Source organism: Paenibacillus phytorum, assembly GCF_013141715.1.
GTDB lineage: Bacteria > Bacillota > Bacilli > Paenibacillales > NBRC-103111 > Paenibacillus_E > Paenibacillus_E phytorum.
This window is the reverse complement of record NZ_WHOA01000172.1, coordinates 41,256-59,631: the sequence shown is the minus strand read 5'-3', so window position 1 is coordinate 59,631 and position 18,376 is coordinate 41,256. Positions and strand designations below refer to the sequence as shown.

Below are 18,376 nucleotides of genomic sequence, written 5' to 3'. Positions count from 1 at the left end.
TGCTGAGAAGTCCTTTTTCGGCTTCTCAGCAGGCTTTCGCTGGCAGTCGTCTATCCTTGTGTCACTCGTCGACCATACTCGGCTTTGCGATAGTCCTTCGGCACGATGCCTTTGCTTTCTCGAAAAATGCGAGAAAATGTCTTGTACGAACCGTACCCGACCTCCAAGGCAATCTCCGTCACGCTCATGTCTGTGGATACAAGTAGACTGCACGCATGGCGCAGACGCAGATCGTGCAGGAAATGAACGAACGTTTGGCCGGTCGTTTGTTTAATGACCTCGCTGATGCGGGATACACTCATCGTGAACCGTGTCGCGAGGTCAGACAAGGCCAAATCCTCTTGATAGTTACGGTGGATGTAGTGAATGATAGGCCACACGGAAGGACTCGTTTTAGCCCCTGAAAGCGGCGCGATGTCCGTAGTTTCAGCCTGTCCAGCTTGTTTCCAACGATAACGATCGAACCGAACAAGAATTTCCTTCAGTCTCGCTTTTAGCAGCGTCTGCCTGTAGCGTTCGTTTGCGTTGTACTCTTTGTACATATCTTCAATGAGAGCACTCATTTGCTGTTGATCTTGCCCACTCAGCTGGACATAGCCTGGCAGGGTATTCGTATCATTAAACAGGCCGGACAAGCCTTGATCGTTCCCTGGCTCCATTAGCAGGTCCATACTGAAAGAGCAGTTGAACAGGACTAGATGCTCACCCGGATCTGTGAAAATTTCATGCACCTGATAGGGCAGTACGAATGTAAAAGTGCCTGGTGTCATCGTATGTTTCACATCATTTATGGATTCTGTTCCTCGGCCATTGACGACATAAGAGAACTCTAGGTAATCATGGCGATGTGCCCGAAAGCCACGGTCGAGCGTATTCCTGCTGAAGTGAAAAGGGAAAGACGAATCCATATTGGGATACGTTTTAAGATAATCGGGAAAGTACGTCATAGTGAGGCTGATCTCCTTCGAAAAAATGGGACGTTTTCCGAAATAACGGTACGACTTCTTGCTGCACTTATTTTACCATAAAAGGAGATCGAACAGGATGTGCATATGAGGAGGAACGAACAGTGGAAAGCGTTAACAAAATTAGAGTAGGTATTATTGGAGCGGGAAATATTGGCGGGGTCCACATTCGTGAATTTTCGAAGCTGGCCAATTTATGTGAAATTACGGCGATTACGGATGCCTATCTGCCACTCGCGGAAGCACGCGCGCAGGAACACGGTATTGCTTACGTGCCAGCTACCCCTGAAGAACTTATACAAAGTGCGAATGTAGACGCTGTTATTATCGGCGTGCCTAATATGCACCATGCTTCGCTTGCTGTACAAGCGATTGAAGCAGGCAAGCATGTGCTGATTGAGAAGCCGATGGGTATTAATGCGGAAGCGGCCAAACAAATTTACAAGGCCAGTCAAGCATCAGATAAAGTCGTCATGATTGGTCACCAAATGCGCTGGGAATCCGTGCCCCTTCAGATCAAGGAGCAGGTCGATGCCGGTGAGTTAGGCAAAATTTATACTGCGAAAACAGGTTGGTTCCGCCGCAAGGGTATTCCTGGTTGGGGCACTTGGTTTACGAAAATGGAGGAGTCAGGCGGGGGCCCGCTGATTGATATTGGCGTTCATATGCTGGATCTTGCCCTCTACTTGATGGGGAATCCGAAGCCAGTATCGGTATCGGGCGCTACGTATGCCGAATTCGGGCCTCGTCGCAAAGGAATCGGAACATGGGGTACACCGAACTGGAACGGTACGTACGACGTTGAAGATTTGGCTACTGCTTTGATTCGCATGGAAGATGGCAGCACGCTGACGCTGGAAGTAAGCTGGGCCGTGCATATGGATACGGACAATACACCGTTCGTTCACCTGATGGGAACAGAAGGCGGAGCGAGCTATCGCGGAGCTAACGGTAAGCTGTTAACAGAGAAGTTTAACAAAGCGATCGAGACCGATCTGAAGAAACCGGATGATGACGAGGGTGAACGTCTGCGCCTCAGCCTTCATTTCCTAGATTGCATTCGCGAAGGCAAACAACCGATTACTTCAGCACTCTCCGGCTATACGAACAATTTAATTCTCGATGCCATTTACGAATCTTCACGAACTGGGAATGAAGTGAAGCTGAACTGGAACGAATAACATCACACTTGGAGGGATGAACATGCTTAGAGGATTAACAGGGGCTGGACTTGGTAAGCTTGAAAGCAACGAACAATTCATAGAGTTAGCGGCAAAATATGGCTTTCAAGCCGTCGATATCGACGCACTTGGTTTAGTAGAGAGCTACAGTGTAGATGGGGCACGTGAGATGCTTCAGAAACATGGCCTCGTCATTGGTTCCATCGGTTTGCCGGTTGAATGGCGAGGATCGGAAGAGACTTTCCGTGCAGACTTGCCGAAGCTGACACAAGCAGCAGCCGCTGCTGCTGCACTTGGATGTACGAGCTGCTGCACGTATGTGTTACCTTCAACAGATTTGGGCGCTGCGCATTTCATGGCGTTAGCTACACGCAGATTGCGTACTTGTGCTCAAATCCTAGGTGCCTACGGCATCCGTCTTGGACTAGAGTTCGTGGGTCCGCATCATCTGCGTACCCACTGGAAGCATCCGTTTATTTGGACACTGGATGAAACGTTGGATTGGATCGATGCCATTGGTGAGAGCAATGTAGGCTTATTGTTCGACGCGTACCATTGGTACACGAATGGGCTAACGGTGGCCGATATTGAGAAGCTTCGCGCCGAGCAGATCGTGCATGTCCACATCAACGACGCGCCAGACGTTCCCGTGGAAGAAGTGCTGGATAATGCACGTTTATACCCAGGTGAGGGTGTAATCGACTTGGCAGGCTTCCTGCAAGGGCTGCAGCGTATTGGTTATAAGGGGGCTATCTCTCAGGAAATATTGACGGCAACGCCGCCGACAGAATCCCCCGAGAGCTTAGTTCAACGTTCCAAAGCCGGTTTTGATAAAGTGTATGCGGCAGCTGGGATTTGATTTTGTTACATAGAAGGTAAAGGTTAAATAAGATGGGCTCGCCTTGAGTGAGGATGGCATAGACGTGATGAAGAAGCTTGCTAGCGCAAGTGTTCACGGCCACCTTCTAGGCGTGTCCTTTTTCTTTTTATACCAGTAAAAATTAATTCGACAAAGGTTCCTAAAATCCACCCCTACGGAATGACAACCTTTTTACCCATTTTCTTATAGTATTTTCTTGTCCATAGACACAACACATCACGAATTTAAAGGAGATTCAAAGGGGAAATGGAACAAGAAGACTATATCGCAGAGGCAACCTTCCATGCTAACATTTCATACCTCATTCAAGCCCAAACGAAAAAGCAGGCCTTAGAACAGGTTGCATACGGATTAGACCAAACCAACATCCAGCTTAATGAAATTACGTTAGAAAATGAATTAGGGGACTCCCACGTTTTTACGGTTCAAGAAGTTGAAAAAATGGATTGGTATGATGTAGATCATACAGAGTGCTGTAACCAATTTAGGGTGTTTGGTCGTATGCAGCTGCTTATTACTCTGCGGAAACAGAGTGACACTATGAAAGCTGTGGAACAATCAACCTACCATTTGTCTCAGTCACTTGTATACGGTAAACCAGTTTTGACGATATCAGAAGGCTATAAGCACATATTTTTAACCGTTTCACAACATAAAATGGCGTGGAAAATCAAGCTTCAGGAAACAGAAACGGAAACAACAGAAACAGTGCTTTTGAGTAAACTTGCCTAACAATAAATGAAAGAGAGGATACGATCATGCAAATCAAAAAGAAAAACGACATTGGTGAGATTTTGGACAATTTTTCATCGTTTGCCAAATGGGACGCTTCAGGAGAGAAACTATACCTAGTATTTGCTGACAACAAACGCGGAGGACAATGGACTTTGATGAACTACTCGGATGATCGTTTCAGCGTTCATGGAGTTGGCCAAGACTATGTAGATGAGAATGAATCGTTCTTTGAGGAACGTAACAGCGTGGTATCGTTTCTATGGGATAATCGTGCTGCACTCAAAGCAGCGGTCAAACCAACAACCTAGCTTTTGGTTGCTAGGATTAGAACAAGTAAAGAAGGCAAGGAACCTATGGATTAGGTGCCGTGCCTTCTTTCTTTTTGTCCCGAAACTGGCCGGGGGTTAATCCTTCTTGCTTGCGGAACGAACGGATGAAATTTTGCGAATTGTTATAGCGCAGCTTGGAAGAAATATCTTTGATCGGCATATCGGTTTCGGACAGCCATTTCTTAGCCATGTTGAACCGGTAGGTCGACAAGTAGTCACTGAACGAACAGTTCGTTTCTTTGCGGAAAATACTGCTCAAATAATTCGCGTTATAATGCAGCCGGGAGGCGCACTCCTCAAGCGTCAGGTCGGTATCGTAATAGTGCTGCACGAGATCAATAATCTTCTCGGAAATGTTGTGGTACTGGGCATCCTGCCGGTCGCGATAAATGCGAATCAGCGGGTGAATGACCTCTGTCCAGAACCAGTCCTCGATTTCGGCTGTCATATGCAAATTCAGGAGCTCCTCGAAGAGGGACCCTTTGTTCGGATGAATCTGATTCAAGCTGATTCCGGATTCCTGCATCACCATAAGCAGGTTGTTGAGCAGCCGTGCCAGTGGAATTTGATACTCCTGCGGCGTCAGCGGAGCTGCGAATACTGCTTGCAGCAGCTGCTTCAGCAGCTCTTTGGACTTATCCTTTTCGGCAAGCTTGATCGCATCAATCAATTCATTCTCGATCGGCTTCGGATAGTTCAAATTCAAGTAATGCTTCCCTGAGTTAATATTTTCGTATTGAATGATGATGCCCTCACCCAGCTTGATGCGATGCTTCAAAGCCTCCAGACCTTCCCGATAGGCAATCGACATCTGCGAGAAGGCTTGAATTGGGAGACTCATCCCAATGCTTACGTGGAGATTCAGAAAGCTATAGATATGCTGCTGCATCTGCTCGGTTAATGCATATAACGTATTGCGAAAGGCAGCTTCTTCGCTATCGACACTACCAATCAAGGTGACCACGGTTTGGTCAATAATGATGGGAGCGAGGCGCTGCTGCGAAGGAATCAGCTCCTCGATCATATTGTGCACAGCGAAGAGCAGCAGCTCAATATCCCGTTTTTCGTAACGCGTATTGTCGATAGAATCGATCTGCATCGTGATCACAGACATCGTTTTCCACTCTTCAATGTGCTTGTTATAGCCGAATTGCGCCAATTTCTCCAGCAGCTCGCTCTGTTTGATGTGCCCTTGAAAAGCCTTGATTAAGAAAAACGTCCTTACCTGGCCGATATGCTGGTGGACTTCTCTTTCCAGTTGGGACTTCGATTGGAACAAGGTATGGACATGCTCACTGATCATCTGGAACTCGTTGGCCTTCCGCTTCTGATTCACGGTCACAAGCCCTCCGATTTGGTTCAAAAGAAGCTGGATCGGCGAATACATTTTGCGCGAACCTAGCCAAGCTAGGACCATGGAGAGGAGCAGCATCAGGACGCATACATAGATCGTATAGATCCCGATTTTACCGGATTCCTTCGTCAAGCTGTCGATGGAGGTCAAGGATAAATAGGTCCAGTTGTTGAGGTTTGAACGCAGGAAGCTGACGGAATAAGGCTTCTCGTTAATATCCGCTGAGAACTGGCCCATTGGCGCCTCTAACTGTTTCAAATCTGTAAGCCCAGCTTCGGTGATGGATTTGCCGATGAGGCTTGCATCTGGGTGCATGAGAATCCGATTCTGCTCATCGATAATCAGGATATCATCCAGATGTTCGGGATCGCTTTGAATCAAATCCTGCAGACTGCAGGCAGGAATGTTAGCCAGAGCTAAGCCGTATTTCTCCAGACCGGTGGTGGGCAGCTTTTTAACCAGAGAAATACTGTACTCACAGGTAACGCTTCGCGCATTTTCTTCCGTGAAAAACCACTTGGATGGATTAAGCGTCCAAACGCTGTTCTCTTGGGTGTTCATCAGGGTCATAAGCTTATCGTAATAAGGGTAGCTGTCATAGCGGTATAAGCCCGAATTCTTAATCATCCAGTTTTCCCTGGCATTGATCAAGATGACATCTTCCAGCTTGGTATCGAAAGATTGCATATATCGAATTTCGCTGCGCAGGTCGTCATACATCATGAAATCGTTTACAGTTAGAGGCATATCCATCGCCTTTTTGAGCACGGTAGAGTTGATGACCTGATTAAGTGTATGGTTGACAGTCGTTAATTTCTGCTCTACATTGGAGTTGATTTGGGTGATTAGCTGCATTTTACCTTCGTTGACATTCTTTTGAATTTCGCTCGACGAGGTGACGAAGGCGAAAGCGCCGATGAAGATAACCGGCAGCGTGCTGAGCAGGAACCCGAATATGGTCATTTTGCTAAGAAAACTTAAAGAGCGCATCGCATCCAACACCTATCTATCTTGAGGATGATCATTCAGACTATCTATGTATTGTAGTCAAGACAGGCGTTAAGAGCAATAATCATCTGAGTGACGGATAATCATTTTCTCTGATTCTGACTATAAACACCGCTGTTATAAGGGAGGATCTCTCATGAGAACAAATTTATATGGCAAGGGTTTCAAGGTTTTTGGTCTCCTTTTGATAGGACTCTTGATGGTTACTTTGATCAGTGCTTGTCAGAAAAGCAGCTCTCAAAAGACAGATGATGTGAACGGTAATCGTCCCGTTATATCGATTATGGCACCGCTGCATTTTCCGCATCCGCCCATCCCTGAACTCGTTCAGGAAATCGAGAATCGCACACAAACGAAGCTTGATCTGAACTGGGTTCCGGACGGTATATATACCGATAAAATGAACACCGCGCTCACCACAAACTCTTTGAAAAAAGCAACCTATGTGAAATATACGGACTACATGCTGATGAAAAATTCGATCCGTTCCGGTGCATTTTGGGATATCGGGCCTTACTTGGAAGCGTACCCGAATCTGAAACAGCTGAACAAGGAGATTTTGGGACAGGCAGCTGTCGATGGCAAAATCTATGGCTTGTACACTGAGCGGCCTTCCTCTCGGCAGGGCATTATTATTCGTGAGGATTGGCTGAACAATCTGAAGCTGGCTAAGCCGACGAATCTGGATGAGCTGTATCAGGTATTGAAAGCTTTCACGTTCGGCGATCCCGATCTGAATGGGAAGGTAGATACCATCGGTCTGACCGACCGGAATGATTTGGTTTTTGGTGCGTTCAAAACGATCAGTTCTTATTTCGGTACTCCGAATAACTGGGGGGCTGATGGCGCTGGGAAGCTAGTACCTGAGTTCGAAACCCAGGCCTACGTGGACACGATGAACTATATGAAGAAGCTGTATGACGAGAAGCTGATCAATGCCGATTTTGCAGTCACCAGTAAGGAAGTTCAGAGGGATAAACTCATTCGTGGCATTGCGGGCGTCTATATTGGCAGCATGCAGGATGTGCAGCGTCTTTCGGATGAGGCTCAGCTCATGAACCCGAAGGCAAAGCTCACGCTCGTGAACCATATCGAGGGCCCAATGGGTTTTAAAATTTGGTCGATTCCCAATTATAGTGCGCTCTATCTGTTCTCGAAAAAAGCGATTCGTACCGAAGCGGAATTGAAGCAGGTGCTGCAATTCTTTGATCGTTCGATGGATAAAGATGTCGCTAACTTGATGAAGTACGGGCTGGAGGGACGCCATTACACAGCCAAAGGGGATCAGGTTCAACTCACGGAAGAGACCTCGAAGCTCCGTGTGAATGAAGTGAATGCGCTGTATGCACTCATGATCGCGGATTTGAACAATCCAAAGGTCATGCGCGTCTCGGAGAGCGAGTCCTTGTCGCAGCTCGCGGACCGACTGAGCTTGGACAACGAGAAAAACGTCGTCAAAGACCCGACCGTTGGTCTGGAGTCGAAGACCTACGACGAGCGAGGCGTCGAACTGTACAAAATTGTATCTGACGCTACGTACAATTACATCTTGGGGAAACTGGACAAAGCCGCATTCCAGCAAGAGATTGAACGCTGGAAACGGAATGGCGGCAGCCAGATGATAAGAGAGTACAACGAGGCTTATAGTAAACGAGGTTGAGGTTGGGGAAGATGGGAAGATTGGAAAACCGCTGGCGCTGGTGCGCGGCGGTTTTTTTGACAGAATTTATATGCTTTGGGGTAAGCGAAGCTTACCCCTTATTTATTTGAGTTGGGAGAAAGGTCGAAATACCTCAACTTGAGGGATTTGATTGGATTATATCCAGTGATGTCTCATGACATCGGCGGTTGGGGTTAGTTCCATTGGGTTTATACAGTGGAATATGAGGAAACTAGCTCAGAAGAGCTTGTTTTAGAGCATTCTGTTGGAGTAACTCCAATGAAAGCGGGCAAATAAGGTGAATGTGCCTGATTTGATTGTATTTTATCCAATGGAGCAAATGAGGGGAGATTGTCGTCAACCTAGGCGTCCTCCTTCTGAATCAAGTTACTCGGCTGGACGTTACATTGCTTGGTGGGGAATTTCTTTGGAATTTTGGACCGTTGATCCTAATGGTCGTTGCGGGAATCGGTTCTGGCATGCTTAAGAAAAAATATAAACAAGACCGATTAAAAGTTAATATGCTCCGGAACTGATTAGAGAGGGAACTTGAATCTTTTACCGATTCCTCCAATCATCGTAGGCACCAGGAAAAGCTCCCTCCGAATCGCACGTAGGGAGCTTTCTGTAATAAGCCAGCCGGCTAGATCGTCGGCGTATGACTCGTGATTTTCTACAGTTTCGGTCCGGATTACATTCCCCTAAACATTAGCTCAGTCCAACTCTGCGCGAGTGAACAGATCGTGAATAAGCACCTCATCCTCACAGGCAGATTTGAACGCCCATGCGAACTGTTCTACAGCGGCTCCATTACTCGAGTAGGCACAGAACATATCTGCTTCCGGGTCAAAATGAATCGTATCCGCGAGCTCCGGCATCCGCTCTTTCAAGAACACCGCCGCCAGCGAGGCCCAATCGTAACCGTTGCCTTCGACCCCCTCGTCCGCCCGGGTGTCGAATAGCTCGGCCAAATAGCAGCCGACCGTCAGAATGACAGATTTGCCGCCATTATTCTGTTCCACGAGGATAAAGGGGGCCACATCCTTCGTTTCTCCTGCAGCTGCCAATGCCTGTACAGCTTCCGCTTCTGCTGAAAGCTTTGCTATCACCGCACTGCGTGCCTCGTCCGTGAAGCGGAGAACTCCGTTCTCCTGAACGATAAGGCCTTCCACGATCCGCCCATCCAGCCAATCGCTGATGAAGCCGGGAGCGTACCCTCCTTGGCCGAATTCGCCGCCGAAAGCGATCATTTGATCATAGGTATCCAGATACTGCTGACGGCTGGTAGTCGGGTAAGCGTTGGTGTATAGCCAGAACTGCACATCGTACATGAGATGAGATCGCTCATCCGCATGAAATGAGAAATGGGTCTTCTCCTGGACGATCCGGGTACAGACGCTGCGTATTTTGGACTCCAGCCCGTCCACCTCAGAGGCTTGACCGCAGAGTTCCGTGAGCAGTGGAGAGAATTTTCCTTCAGCCACTTTGCGTAGATCGTTCTCTTTATCTTCTTCAGAAGTGTCGTAATCCCCATCATTCACCAGACCGCGGATGAACGTCTCGAAGTCCGGTGCCAGGAATGTTATCTCGTAATCATCTTCCTGATCGACATGGATGATTTCAGGTTCGCCATCCTTCCCACAGTGACTGTAATCCAGCATCACGACATCGTGCCCTGCCGAAGGGCAGTCACAGATTACCACGCCGATATCCGGATAGCCCCACTCTTCAATCATGAACGGACTGCCGAGATCACCGCAGATAGAGTAGCTTTTGTCGCGTCCGATCCCCATAATTCCAGTTATAGCAATATGATCCTCAGCCCAAGAGGTAGCTTGATCTGTCGGAAAGGATGTATTATGGGGAACACCACCGTTCTGATGCTTCATCAGAGCGATATAGGCTGCCGGTAGCTTATAGCCGAGTTCTTCTTCTACAGAAGAAATCAGCTCATCCGTAGGCGGATCAGAGACATATTGTTCTCTGGCATAGTTACTGTCTTCCCAGAAACTGTCGAGATCCATACCTTCAAAAAGGATCGCTCCCGGGTCTTTCTGTTGTCTACTGAGCGTGCGCCGGGATTCAGCCTTTTGTTGTTTTTGCCATTTGCTATGGCTCCAGTCTAGCAATCTGGCTGAATGCTGATCGCCAGGATCCAGCTCCAGCGCGGTGCTTAGCACACCTGCCGCTTCCTCATACCGTTTCATATAATAATAGGAATAGCCTACGCGAAAATACCACAACGGATCATTCTTTCCCTGCTCAGCAATGAAAGCAAACTGTTCCAGTGCTTTTTCATACAAACTCAGATTGTTATAAGCCCGACCCATGCTGCTGATCATGTCGTAATCCCTGTCCGCTGGAGGAATCTTCATCAGAGTGTCTACGATCTGCTGGTGTTCGTTATCCTCGTGCCACTGCATTATCTGTGCGCTTAGCTCTTGTTCCATCGTTGCCGTCTGCCTCCCAAGTGAAAATATGATTTTCTCTATTTTACCAGAGAGAAGGCTGTAAATGGAAATGTTTACCGTCCTTTTTAGCCGTTATAGTGTTTACGGTGAACCTTACCATAAGAGGCTAACTGTTTGGATAAAACTGCATCGAAACAAGGATATGAATACAAAATTGCAGATGCGCGTTAAGCCTAAAAAGGGACCGTCAGGAGATCTTTCCTGACGGTTTTTCTTTACGTTTTGGTGAACTGGCGGAGGAGCTGTGTGGCTACAGGGGAAGCCCGGTTTAGGCTGAGACGATGTTTTTCATCGTTAAAGTCGCTTATGAGCGCGCACGAGTGAGTGTAGCGATGAAAAACATCGCTAAAGTAGCAGGAAGAGTGCCTAACGTCACTAAACTCGTTCCTCAGGCCCCCCGATAATCATCTCCCCGACCGATAATCATCATCTCACATCCCTTGCCAAATCAACGCTAGATGAGTAAATGATTATTTCGGTACCTCCCTGCGGCCGTGTAGTGTGGAATTTGTAGCACACAACAATTTCGCGGAGGTCTAACCAATATGAAGAGAAAATTAGTCTCGATTCCACTTAGCGTTCTGCTCGTTTCCAGCTTTGCGCTGGCAGCTTGCTCAGACGGGGGGAAGTCAACTCCTGCAGCTACGACTGGTGTGGTAGAGTCGCCTAAAGCAACAGCAGATAACAAACCGACGGCGATCACGATTATGGCGCCGCTGAACACAGCGCAAACGCCGCCCGATACGATTATTAAAGAACTCGAAAAGTTAACGAATACGAAGTTAACGTATCAATTTTTCCCAGCGGATACGTATGAGGAGAAGCTGAATACAACGTTTGCTACAGGTGCACTGCCGCAAGTCACTTACCTGAAAAACCAGGCGACATTTATTCAAATGAAATCGGCCATTCGTGACGGACAATTCTGGGAAATTGGTCCATTGCTAAAGGACTTCCCGAACCTGAGTAAATTGAAATCCACGACCAATGATAATACGAAAGTCGATGGCAAGCTTTACACGCTATATCGCGGTGTAGACATTGCCCGTCAAGGCCTCATCTATCGCAAAGACTGGGCAGATAAGCTGGGACTGAAGCCCCCTGCAACAACGGAAGATTTGGTAGCCATGATGAAGGCGTTCACTGAAAATGATCCTGACGGCAACGGCAAAAAGGATACCATCGGCTTAACGGATCGTAACGATCTCATTTACGGATCATTCAAGACCGTGGCCACCTGGTTAGGCGTACCGAACAATTGGGGCATTAAAGATGGCAAGCTGCAGCCTGAGTTCATGTTCCCCGAATATGTAGCGACAATGGATTACTACAAGAAGCTGCGTGATGGTGGACTTATCAATAAGGACTTCGCAGCTACAAGTAAAACGGATCAACAGAAGCTGTTCACCAATGGTACAGCGGGTATGTACATCGGTGCCATGACGGATGTTTCGACTCTTAATAAAGATTTGATCAAAAACGTGCCTACAGCAGTAGTTGATGTGCACAGTATGGTCGCTGGGCCAAGCGGTAATTTCGCAGCATGGGCTCTTCCTGGCTATGCGAACGTCGTTCTGTTCCCGAAATCCGCTACGAAAACAGAAGCTGAGCTAAAGAAAGTTTTGGCATTCTTTGACAAAATGATGACGCCTGAAGTTGCCAACGTTGCAAACTGGGGCATTAAAGATGCTAACTACAGCGTAATCGACAACAAAGCGAAGAAGCTGGATGAAGAGAAATGGACGCGCGAAGTCAAGCCTTTCACGGACGCGGCCATTGGTGATGAAGATACTTCCGGCAGATACTTGGGTATCCCTACGATTCCTGCTCAAGGTAAAGCGGATGAACTCAAGATTGCCAACCTGAAGTTCGCTGTGCAGGATCCGGTAGCGGCTCTGGATTCGAAAACGAATCAGGAGAAAGGCGTCCAACTTCAAGATGTGATTAAAGATGCAACGAACAAATATATGTATGGCACGATTGATAAGGCTGGTTTTGATAAGGCTATCGAAGATTGGAAGAGTCGTGGAGGCAGCAAAATTATCGAGGAATACAACGCTGTTTATAAAAAATAATAAGATAGTCGCGAATCATGCAGGTTGAAGACGGGGAAGGCTGCTGATCTTGCAGCAGTCTTCTCGTTATGAATGAATCGCCGGAAAGGAAGAAGTCGTATGCAGGAAGTGAATGTAGCACAACGTGTGGTGGCTAGGAAACAAAGCAGTGAGCTGGGTAGACGACTCTGGAAAAACAAATGGATCTATGTCATGCTGCTGCCTGGAGTCTTATACTTTCTAGTTTTCAAATATATTCCCATGTACGGATTGATCATCTCGTTTCAGAATTATAAACCGTTTAAAGGGATTAGCGGGAGTGAATGGGTTGGATTAGAGCATTTTCGGCGGTTGTTTACAGAGCCGGATTTCTTGATTATTTTAAGCAATACGTTAATTTTATTTGTCATGAATCTCTTGTTTTATTTCCCGATTCCGATTCTTCTGGCGCTCATGCTGAATGAGGTCAAAGGGGATCTTTTCAAAAAAGTATTTCAAACGATTGTCTATCTGCCACACTTTATGTCCTGGGTTATTATCGTCTCGATCAGTTTCGTTATGCTGACGATGGATGGCGGAATTATCAATGATATTATTGAGTTTTTCGGATTTGAAAAGATCAATTTCTTGTTAGCTCCTGAATGGTTCAGACCGATCTATATTCTTCAAGTCATTTGGAGAGAAGCGGGTTGGGGTACGATTATTTATCTGGCAGCGATTGCTTCTATTGATCCTGGATTGTATGAGGCTGCGCGTATGGATGGTGCAGGACGGATTAGACAAATGTGGCATATTACATTGCCCGCTATTCGAAGTGTCATCATTGTTTTGTTAATTTTGAAAATTGGTGCGGTTCTCGAACTCGGTTTTGAACATGTCTACTTGCTTCTCAACTCCATGAACCGAAATGTTGCGGAGATCATTGATACTTATGTATATACGGCAGGGTTAAAACAAGGGCAGTTCAGTTACAGTGCTGCTATCGGATTGTTCAAATCGTTTATTGGGCTTGTGCTGGTTATGTTAGTTAACCGAATTGCCAAGAAGATGGGCGAAGAGGGCGTTTATTAATGCTTACGAAGTAAGTTTTGCTAAAGCAAAACTCTTAGGAGGTTCTACCATGGTAGAAGATACTACGCTAGCCGGCAGAATGTTTGGCATCATCAATTATTTGTTACTAACGATCATTGGTCTCATTACGCTTATCCCCTTTGTACACGTTGTAGCGGGGTCGTTTACGACAAGCGCGGAAATGGCTGCCAAGAAATTTGTCATCATTCCGACGGATTGGAGTTTAGAGGCCTATCGATTCATTTTCTCGACGAATACGATTTTTAAAGCGATGGGCGTTTCGATTGGTACCACGCTTGCTGGAACGATCATCAGTATGTTTATCACAGCGTTGATGGCTTACGGATTGTCTCGTAAAGACGTGGATGGAAGAAAAGTTATTATGTTTCTTGTTGTATTTACGATGTTGTTTCACGGCGGATTGGTTCCGACCTTCCTGGTTGTGAAGGAACTGGGGATGATCGATAGCTATGCGTCGTTGATTCTTCCTTCTGCGATTAGTGCATTTAACTTAATTATTTTGAAAAATTTCTTTCAAAACATCCCAGAGGGACTCGAAGAGTCTGCCAAGATCGATGGCTGCAGTGACTTTGGCATTTTGTTCCGAATTGTTCTGCCCTTATCGATGCCGGCTATCGCAACCATCTCGTTATTTTACGCTGTGACGTATTGGAACACTTACCTCAGCGCGATTCTTTACCTGAATGAAAGTGCGAAGTGGCCGATTCAGGTCCTCCTCAGACAAATTGTCGTGCTGGCCAGCGGGATGGATGTCAGTGCTGATTTGGATAGCGTCACACCGCCTCCTGCACAATCGATTAAAATGGCTGTTATCGTCGTTGCGACTTTACCGATCCTATGTGTGTATCCGTTCTTGCAAAAGCACTTTGCTAAAGGGGCTATGATAGGCTCCATTAAGGGATAAGGAAGGGATTTCAATTAATCCGAAAATCTATTTAGACATAGAGAGGAAAATTCAATATGACTCAAAATTTAATTAAATCACCCATCGAATGGGCACGAGCTGCCTGCGATTCAATTATGAGCACGTACACGCCTATGGAGCTGCCGCCTGCTGAGCGCTGGCATTACCACCAAGGTGTTTTCTTATGCGGCATGGAAATGCTGGGGGAAGCTGAACAAGATGATCGCTATGACGCCTACATCCAGGCGTATGTCGATGGTTTGATCGACGAAAACGGCAATCTATATTTCGCGCGGGATGAGCTGGATGCGGTTCAAGCGGGGCTTTTGTTGTTCCGATTGGAACAACGGACAGGACACAGCAAATACCGAATCGCTGCGGATAAGCTGAGAAACTTGCTGAACACGCTGAATCTCACTTCGGAGGGCGGTTACTGGCATAAAGATAAATATGCCTACAACATGTGGTTGGACGGTTTGTATATGGCAGGTGTCTTCTCATTGAAATATGCGAATGCTTACGGAGATGATGCATTGCGCTCCACGGTGCTGCATCAAGAGAAGTTGATGCGCAAATATATGAAAGACGAAGAGACAGGGCTGCTGTACCATGCCTGGGATGAAAGCCGGAGGATGCCATGGGCGAATGTCGAAACCGGCTGTTCACCAGAATTTTGGGGCCGCTCACTCGGCTGGTATGGCCTAGCGGTTACACAATTCCTTGATGAGCTCCCAGCGGACGAACCAGGGCGCGAAGAGTTAGTTAACTCGCTGCGTGATTTCGTTCATGCCTTGATTCGATATCAGGATGCGGAAAGCGGACTTTGGTATCAAATCGTTGATAAGGGTGATCAGCCGGATAACTGGCTGGAGACATCATGTACCAATCTGTTCGTATACACGATTGCCAAAGCAATTAAGCACGGGGTTGTCGGCCAAGAATGTGTGGACGCAGCTGTGAAGGGATATGAAGGACTGATCCGAACACTGAAGTTTGACGAGCAGGAGCGGGTGATATTGCCACTCATCTGTATCGGAACGTCAGCAGGCGATTATGAGAACTATGTGACTCGTCCGACTAGTGAGAACGACCTGCATGGCGTTGGCACATTCGTGATGGCGTGTGTAGAAATGGAGTCGCTCATTGGGCATTCGTCCTAAGGAGCGTCAAGTCTTAGCATATCCTTATTCCCTTTCAGGACGTCCATCAGGACGTCCTTTTCATGTTTCTTACGTTAGATCAATGATAATTAAGGAATCCCGAATAAACCAAACTATGGTAGAATAAAACCTAAATAATAGAAATACACATAGATTCAGAGTTTGCTAGGGAGCTGATTTGTCGATGGTCGAGCCGCATTTTGCGCTGAATCAAGAAGTCCGCATTCATTATCTTGTCTCTTCAAGCGACACTGGGAACACTCCGTTAGTTTATATACCTGGCATGCTGGGGTCTGCAGAAGAGTTCTTTTTTTCAGCCTTTGACGATAGAGAATGTACAGCCATCAGCCTCAGGGGGCGCGGGAAAAGTGATTCTCCGAAGACCGGATATACGTTTAGTGATCATGTGGCCGATATTGAGGCCGGGATTTCTCAGAGGCATACAGATTCAGATAGCCTCGTATTGATGGCTTTTTCCAGAGGAGCTGCTTATGCGATGGGTTTTGCTATTCAGAGACCCGAACTGCTGAAGGGATTAATCATATGCGATTTTCCTGCGCAGTACCCCGCATTTAGCGCTGAATGGCTGCAGCGATGTTTAGCTAATCCTCACACCAATTCTGACGTGGTACAGGCTATATTTGACGAAACGGAAGAGGTTGATCTGTGGGATGAGGCCCGTTTTCGATATACAATTCAACATTTTCTAGAACAAATAGATGCACACAAATAGACGGATTTGCCGGAGCGCGCCATCAGGGGGTACAGGATATGAAAAGAACGTTAGCCGTAAGCGATATACATGGCTGTGTGGATGAATTCAAGCAATTACTCGATAAAGTAATTTTTAATGCCGAAGAAGACCAGCTCGTGCTGCTTGGTGATTACGTGGATCGAGGGCCGCAAAGTCGGGAAACTGTGGAATTCGTTATGCATTTGGTGAGAGAAAAGGGAGCGATTGCGCTCAAAGGGAATCATGACCAACGGTTCGTGGACGTTCTGGGGGACGTCGATTCATTGACGGAAATGAAGTTTTTTGAACATGGAGGCATCCAAACATTTAAAAGCTTCTGCGGGTCCGAAGAGCTTGATTTGAAGCAATCGAAAGAACGCATCCGAGCAAAGTTCAGCGATCATATTTCATTTTTAAATAATCTTCCGTATTATCACGAGGACGAGACTCACATTTATGTTCATGCTGGGCTTAACCCTACATTTTCGGATTGGAAAACCCAACCAGAAAGGGACTTTTTGTGGATTCGAGCTCCTTTTGTCCAGCAGCGAACTGTCGTTAAAAAAACAGTCGTTTTTGGGCATACGCCGGCTAAGGATATTCATGGGAAAGCAGATGTTTGGTTTGATCGTGATAAAATCGGCATTGATGGCGGCTGTGCTTACGGTTTGCAAATCAATTGCTTGGAAATCAAAGGCAGAAATCAGTACAAGACCTATTCGGTTGCTTCCAAAGGAAGTTGGAGATAATCGATGGGATAGCATCGGGCTAGCCTTTTAGCAAGAAAAATCAAGAACCGTTATTTTAAATAGCTTACACTGTGTTTAGAATGCTGGAGGGGGCAACCGATGGGCACTGATTACTTTGTGCAGATTCAGAAGACTTTGGATTATATTGAAAATCACCTATCCGAGCCTTTATCTGTTGCTTGTTTAGCCCAAGTCGCTTGTTTCTCTGACTTCCATTTTCATAGAGTCTTTCAAACCATGGTGGGAGAAGCTGTGATGGAGTATGTTCGGAAAAGAAGATTAGCGAGCGCGGCTTATCAGATCGCACATACGGAGAAGAAGTTAATCGATATTGCCCTCGACAATGGGTTCCAGTCCCACGAGAATTTCACTCGAGCATTTAAAAAAGTTTTTGAACGTACGCCGCTAGCTTACCGTAAACAAGGCATACTGACGCCAGTTTATGCGAAAGCGAATGTGCTGCAAAGAAAATTCAACCCCTACTTAGGAGGAATTCGAATGGAATATCAACTGAAGACGAAGCCTGCTTTTAAACTGATTGGTTATGAACTGAAAACGTCCTGCAAAGAGGGAAGAAACCATCGTGAATTCCCCGCATTCTGGGACTCGTATCTACAAGAGGGCAAGGGGAATCGCATTCCCAATCGTGTACATGCAGATTCACAAGTTGAGCTGGGGATTTGTACGGATTTCAACATGGAGACTGGGGATTTAAGTTATATCATCGGGATGGAAGCGACGGATTTTGAGGATGTGCCTGCAGATCTAGTGAGCCGTGAATTTCCGGAGGCAAGGTATGTGGTGTTTACGACACCTAAGGTCACTCAAGATCAATTCGTTGCATCCATTCAGAGCACGTGGAAATCCATTTTCGAAGAATGGTTTCCTCATTCCGGATATGAACATGCAGGTGGCGCGGAGTTCGAACTGTACGATGAACGCTGTAACCCATCCAAAAATGAGCTCATCCAAATGGACATTTATATTCCGATTAAGGAAAAATAGAGCTGCATGCTTGTAACAAATGGGAATCATTTGTAACCAAAATGAAATCTGGTTTTCATCTGGCTTTAAGGTTCGGGGCCTATACTGAAATTCGAC

The 18,376-nt window shown here is 46.5% G+C and carries 15 protein-coding genes; 12 read left to right on the top strand and 3 right to left on the bottom strand.

Features of this window, described 5'->3' with window-relative positions; all coding sequences use genetic code 11:
- Positions 1-50: 50 nt before the first annotated feature.
- On the bottom strand, positions 51-947 hold the full coding sequence (locus tag GC098_RS25665) for an AraC family transcriptional regulator (protein WP_171646057.1): 897 nt from the start codon (positions 945-947) through the stop codon (positions 51-53).
- Positions 948-1,069: 122 nt separating this feature from the next.
- Here GC098_RS25665 and GC098_RS25660 point away from each other — a divergent pair, with 122 nt between their 5' ends.
- The 4 genes from GC098_RS25660 to GC098_RS25645 all read left to right on the top strand — a co-directional run bounded on the left by GC098_RS25660 (position 1,070) and on the right by GC098_RS25645 (position 4,069).
- Positions 1,070-2,146, top strand: a complete 1,077-nt coding sequence (locus GC098_RS25660; protein ID WP_171646056.1) for a Gfo/Idh/MocA family protein — start codon at positions 1,070-1,072, stop codon at positions 2,144-2,146.
- Positions 2,147-2,168: 22 nt separating this feature from the next.
- Positions 2,169-3,005, top strand: a complete 837-nt coding sequence (locus tag GC098_RS25655) for a sugar phosphate isomerase/epimerase family protein (RefSeq protein ID WP_171646055.1) — start codon at positions 2,169-2,171, stop codon at positions 3,003-3,005.
- Positions 3,006-3,272: 267 nt separating this feature from the next.
- Positions 3,273-3,758: a hypothetical protein gene (locus GC098_RS25650; protein WP_171646054.1), complete on the top strand. Its 486-nt coding sequence runs from the start codon at positions 3,273-3,275 to the stop codon at positions 3,756-3,758.
- A 26-nt stretch (positions 3,759-3,784) separates the two neighbouring features.
- Complete coding sequence (locus GC098_RS25645; RefSeq protein WP_171646053.1) at positions 3,785-4,069, top strand: hypothetical protein; 285 nt, start codon at positions 3,785-3,787, stop codon at positions 4,067-4,069.
- Positions 4,070-4,112: 43 nt separating this feature from the next.
- Here the strand turns inward: GC098_RS25645 and GC098_RS25640 are convergent, their stop codons facing one another.
- Positions 4,113-6,434 (bottom strand): helix-turn-helix domain-containing protein, encoded by a 2,322-nt coding sequence (locus GC098_RS25640; protein ID WP_171646052.1) that lies wholly within the window; start codon positions 6,432-6,434, stop codon positions 4,113-4,115.
- A 154-nt stretch (positions 6,435-6,588) separates the two neighbouring features.
- Here GC098_RS25640 and GC098_RS25635 point away from each other — a divergent pair, with 154 nt between their 5' ends.
- Positions 6,589-8,112 carry an extracellular solute-binding protein gene (locus GC098_RS25635; protein ID WP_171646051.1) on the top strand — a complete coding sequence of 508 codons (1,524 nt, stop codon included), beginning with the start codon at positions 6,589-6,591 and terminating at the stop codon, positions 8,110-8,112.
- Positions 8,113-8,825: 713 nt separating this feature from the next.
- On the opposite strand, the gene GC098_RS25630 is transcribed toward GC098_RS25635, so the two are convergent.
- Complete coding sequence (locus GC098_RS25630; protein ID WP_171646050.1) at positions 8,826-10,562, bottom strand: Imm51 family immunity protein; 1,737 nt, start codon at positions 10,560-10,562, stop codon at positions 8,826-8,828.
- Between the two features lie 566 nt (positions 10,563-11,128).
- Between GC098_RS25630 and GC098_RS25625 the strand changes: the two genes are divergently transcribed.
- The 7 genes from GC098_RS25625 (at position 11,129) to GC098_RS25595 (ending at position 18,280) form a co-directional block, all read left to right on the top strand.
- A complete protein-coding gene (locus GC098_RS25625) occupies positions 11,129-12,658 on the top strand; it encodes an extracellular solute-binding protein (protein WP_171646049.1) in 1,530 nt (509 codons plus the stop codon).
- A 99-nt stretch (positions 12,659-12,757) separates the two neighbouring features.
- A complete protein-coding gene (locus GC098_RS25620; protein ID WP_029195739.1) occupies positions 12,758-13,708 on the top strand; it encodes an ABC transporter permease in 951 nt (316 codons plus the stop codon).
- A gap of 49 nt (positions 13,709-13,757) precedes the next feature.
- Positions 13,758-14,633, top strand: coding sequence for a carbohydrate ABC transporter permease (locus tag GC098_RS25615; protein WP_171646048.1), 876 nt, complete (start codon positions 13,758-13,760; stop codon positions 14,631-14,633).
- Between the two features lie 56 nt (positions 14,634-14,689).
- Entirely contained in the window at positions 14,690-15,793 is a 1,104-nt protein-coding gene (locus tag GC098_RS25610) for a glycoside hydrolase family 88/105 protein (RefSeq protein ID WP_171646047.1), read from the top strand.
- A gap of 184 nt (positions 15,794-15,977) precedes the next feature.
- Complete coding sequence (locus tag GC098_RS25605) at positions 15,978-16,526, top strand: alpha/beta fold hydrolase (RefSeq protein WP_171646046.1); 549 nt, start codon at positions 15,978-15,980, stop codon at positions 16,524-16,526.
- Between the two features lie 38 nt (positions 16,527-16,564).
- Positions 16,565-17,275: a metallophosphoesterase family protein gene (locus tag GC098_RS25600; protein ID WP_171646045.1), complete on the top strand. Its 711-nt coding sequence runs from the start codon at positions 16,565-16,567 to the stop codon at positions 17,273-17,275.
- A 99-nt stretch (positions 17,276-17,374) separates the two neighbouring features.
- The gene (locus GC098_RS25595) at positions 17,375-18,280 is read left to right on the top strand and encodes an AraC family transcriptional regulator (protein WP_171646044.1); all 906 of its coding nucleotides are present in this window, start codon (positions 17,375-17,377) and stop codon (positions 18,278-18,280) included.
- The last annotated feature ends 96 nt before the right edge of the window (positions 18,281-18,376 follow it).

Excerpts from the sequence above, each read along its gene's own strand:
- GC098_RS25665 (WP_171646057.1), bottom strand. The coding sequence starts at position 947 with ATGACGTACTTTCCCGATTATCTTAAAACGTATCCCAATATGGATTCG.
- GC098_RS25655 (WP_171646055.1), top strand. The coding sequence starts at position 2,169 with ATGCTTAGAGGATTAACAGGGGCTGGACTTGGTAAGCTTGAAAGCAAC.
- GC098_RS25650 (WP_171646054.1), top strand. The coding sequence starts at position 3,273 with ATGGAACAAGAAGACTATATCGCAGAGGCAACCTTCCATGCTAACATT.
- GC098_RS25645 (WP_171646053.1), top strand. The coding sequence starts at position 3,785 with ATGCAAATCAAAAAGAAAAACGACATTGGTGAGATTTTGGACAATTTT.
- GC098_RS25640 (WP_171646052.1), bottom strand. The coding sequence starts at position 6,434 with ATGCGCTCTTTAAGTTTTCTTAGCAAAATGACCATATTCGGGTTCCTG.
- GC098_RS25635 (WP_171646051.1), top strand. The coding sequence starts at position 6,589 with ATGAGAACAAATTTATATGGCAAGGGTTTCAAGGTTTTTGGTCTCCTT.
- GC098_RS25630 (WP_171646050.1), bottom strand. The coding sequence starts at position 10,562 with ATGGAACAAGAGCTAAGCGCACAGATAATGCAGTGGCACGAGGATAAC.
- GC098_RS25625 (WP_171646049.1), top strand. The coding sequence starts at position 11,129 with ATGAAGAGAAAATTAGTCTCGATTCCACTTAGCGTTCTGCTCGTTTCC.
- GC098_RS25620 (WP_029195739.1), top strand. The coding sequence starts at position 12,758 with ATGCAGGAAGTGAATGTAGCACAACGTGTGGTGGCTAGGAAACAAAGC.
- GC098_RS25615 (WP_171646048.1), top strand. The coding sequence starts at position 13,758 with ATGGTAGAAGATACTACGCTAGCCGGCAGAATGTTTGGCATCATCAAT.
- GC098_RS25610 (WP_171646047.1), top strand. The coding sequence starts at position 14,690 with ATGACTCAAAATTTAATTAAATCACCCATCGAATGGGCACGAGCTGCC.
- GC098_RS25605 (WP_171646046.1), top strand. The coding sequence starts at position 15,978 with ATGGTCGAGCCGCATTTTGCGCTGAATCAAGAAGTCCGCATTCATTAT.
- GC098_RS25600 (WP_171646045.1), top strand. The coding sequence starts at position 16,565 with ATGAAAAGAACGTTAGCCGTAAGCGATATACATGGCTGTGTGGATGAA.
- GC098_RS25595 (WP_171646044.1), top strand. The coding sequence starts at position 17,375 with ATGGGCACTGATTACTTTGTGCAGATTCAGAAGACTTTGGATTATATT.